Source organism: Nostoc cf. edaphicum LEGE 07299 (genome assembly GCF_015207245.1).
Lineage (GTDB): Bacteria > Cyanobacteriota > Cyanobacteriia > Cyanobacteriales > Nostocaceae > Nostoc > Nostoc edaphicum_B.
Genome location: NZ_JADEXF010000952.1, coordinates 1 through 2,708, shown reverse-complemented (window position 1 = coordinate 2,708; position 2,708 = coordinate 1). Strand labels below are relative to the sequence as shown.

2 protein-coding genes are annotated in these 2,708 nt (G+C 44.5%); both read right to left on the bottom strand.

Translation table 11 applies throughout. From position 1 onward, the window contains the following. A partial coding sequence (locus tag IQ229_RS23035) for an efflux RND transporter permease subunit (protein ID WP_194047740.1) occupies positions 1 to 628 on the bottom strand: 628 nt, incomplete at its 3' end. A gap of 128 nt (positions 629 to 756) precedes the next feature. Next, positions 757 to 2,343, bottom strand: a complete 1,587-nt coding sequence (locus IQ229_RS23030) for an efflux RND transporter periplasmic adaptor subunit (RefSeq protein ID WP_194047738.1) — start codon at positions 2,341 to 2,343, stop codon at positions 757 to 759. Positions 2,344 to 2,708 lie beyond the last annotated feature (365 nt).

Below are 2,708 nucleotides of genomic sequence, written 5' to 3'. Positions count from 1 at the left end.
ATAAAGCATTTGCTACATCCTTGGTCGTTAGTCCTCGACTGGCAAGGCGGCTCGGATCTAACCACAGGCGCATTGCATAGCGGCGTTCGCCAAAAATTTGGGCGTTGCTCACACCTTTGACTCTTTTTAAAGCATCTGCGATATAAAGGTCGGCATAGTTGCTTAAAAATATATTGTCATACTCTTTATTCTCAGCGAATAAGCCAATCGCTAAAAGAATGTTGCTAGATTCTTTAGATACTCTTACTCCCGTGCGCTGAACAGAATCTGGTAGTTGTGGTTGGGCAACAGAAACACGGTTTTGCACATCCACAGCCGCAATATCTTTATCCCGTGAGGAATCAAAGGTGGCTGTAATGGTACTTGTACCATCGTTGCTGCTGCTAGAAGTCATATATCTTAGACCCTCAATCCCGTTGATTTGCCTTTCTAAGATATTTGTCACCCCGCTTTCTACGACTTCGGCACTAGCTCCGCTGTAGTTGGAGGTTACACTAATTTGGGTGGGACTAATTTCTGGGAATCTAGCGATCGGTAGTGTGGGAATACTGATTAATCCGATTAAAAGGATGACGATCGCACATACCGACGCAAAGATTGGCCGCTTAATAAAGAAGTCAACAAACATAGTTTAAAAATTGGGCTTTGGGTATTTGGTATTTGGCGTGGGGCATGGGGCATGGGGCATTGGGCATTGGTTATTTCCCCTCTGCTCCTCTGCTCCTCTGCTCCTCTGCCCTCATCTTCCCTCTTCAGCTAAGGCTTATTACTACCAACTTCTTGTGTTTCAGGAGTAATGGGAGCGCCATTGGTTAAGTTAAGAATGCCGGAAACAACAATTTTGTCCCCTGCTTTTAGTCCTTCGATAACTTGATAATTATTCCCCTCAATAACTCCTAATTTCACCGGTTTTTGTTGAGCTACCAAAGCTGGCGCTCCAGGTTTAGACTTTTCCTGCGGCGCTTGCGCCACAAATACAAAAGTCTCTCCACCTAAGCGAGATATTGCTGTAACTGGAATTAAAATTCCTGGACGTTCGTTCCAGATCACTTTGGTTTGCACTGACTGAAGATTAAGCAGTCGATTTCTCGAATTGCCAAAGTTGGCTTTTACCAAAACTGTCTGCGAATCGGAACTAGCATTTGGGGAGATAAAACTGATCCTACCCGTTGCTATCGGTTTATCTTGGACATCCAGCACTTGCACAGGTAAGCCCAAGCGCAACTTTTTGGCTTCAGCTACGGGAACAGAAATATTCAGTTCTAAAGAGTCGTTTCTAGTTAGTGTAGTCAGTTGATCGGCTTTTTCCACATAATCTCCCACTTTTGCTGGAATATCACCAACAATGCCAGTGAAAGGTGCTAAAACTTTTGTGTATTGCAATTGGACTTGAGCAGCTTGAAGTTGTCCAGCTGCTTGAGTTACTTGCGATCGCGCTTGGGCAATTTCTTCTGGGCGCGAACCATTTTCTAGTTGCCTTAAGTTTTGTTTCTGTTGTTCCAAAGCACCACCTAGCTCATTAATACTCGATCTTCTGCTTTGGCGGAGTTGATCTAAGCGTTTCTGCGCTACGACAAGGGCAGCTTCAGCACTTTGCTGTTCTTTGACGTATCCTTCTAAGGTATCTTGAGAAACTGCGCCCTCTTTTCTCAATTGTGCATATCGTTTGGCGCGTGACTGTGCTAGTTCCACATCGGATTTCGCTGACTGAATTTGAGCCTCAGCCTGAGCAATTTCTTCTGGTTGCGATCCCGATTGAGCATCTCTAAAGCGAGCTTGGGCTTGGGCTAACTGCGCTCTCGCTTGGGCAACTTCTTCTTGTCGCGTACCTGCTTTGAGTTCAGCAAGACGTGCTTGAGCTTGTTGCAGTGAGCCTCTTGCTTGTAACAATTGAGCTTGAACATTATCACTTTGCAGACTGATAATGACTTGTCCTTGTTGAACGCGGTTGCCCTCTTGGATGAAAATCTCGGTAATTCGCCCTTCAACCTGTGGTTTGATAATTACTGAACGTGGAGCCTCTAAGGAGCCAATAAACTCCGAACTTTCTTGAACGGTTTCAGTTTTCACTGTCGCTAGCTTGACTGGAACTGCTCTAGGTTGACTAGCATTTGCTTCAGCACCACCTGGTGCATTCCTAGCATTACTAGTTTGCCACCAGCGCCAACCAAAACCTACACCTCCAATTAATAAGATGATTCCTAATAGTAGGGGCCAACGACGTTTTTGAGGTGGCTTGGGCGATCGCTGTGGTAATTGTTGCGACTCTTGACTAGAATCAGAAACAGCAGGCTGTTCTATTTCAATGGGTAAAGGAGAGTCAGGGAACTCAGAATGGGACATCTTCGTTTTCTCGTCTTGTGGATTTAGACTTGGGCAATCTACTCTTCGCTAAAAAAGCATTATTTGGAATAGTTTTTTAGCCCTTTTTTCTCTATGTTGGTGAAAAATATGTTTGGGTATTTGGGCGATCGCTCACGATGTCTAGCACCTAAAAGGAAGCAATTTTGTTCAGCACATTATGGTTGATTTGTACATTACTTAACTCCGTTCAATTTCTTAAAGTGTAATTTATAGTTTTTTGTTAGTCAGTATAAACACAGTGCTTGATCTCTGAGCTAAAGCACAGTTCATGTTGTGGCAGCTAAAGCTTCTGCGTGTAAAGCGTAGGCGTAGCCCGCCGTTCGCGTAGCGTCTCGTAGAGAAGG

Bases quoted from the DNA above. Each gene is read 5' to 3' on its own strand.
- IQ229_RS23030 (WP_194047738.1), bottom strand. From the start codon at position 2,343: ATGTCCCATTCTGAGTTCCCTGACTCTCCTTTACCCATTGAAATAGAA.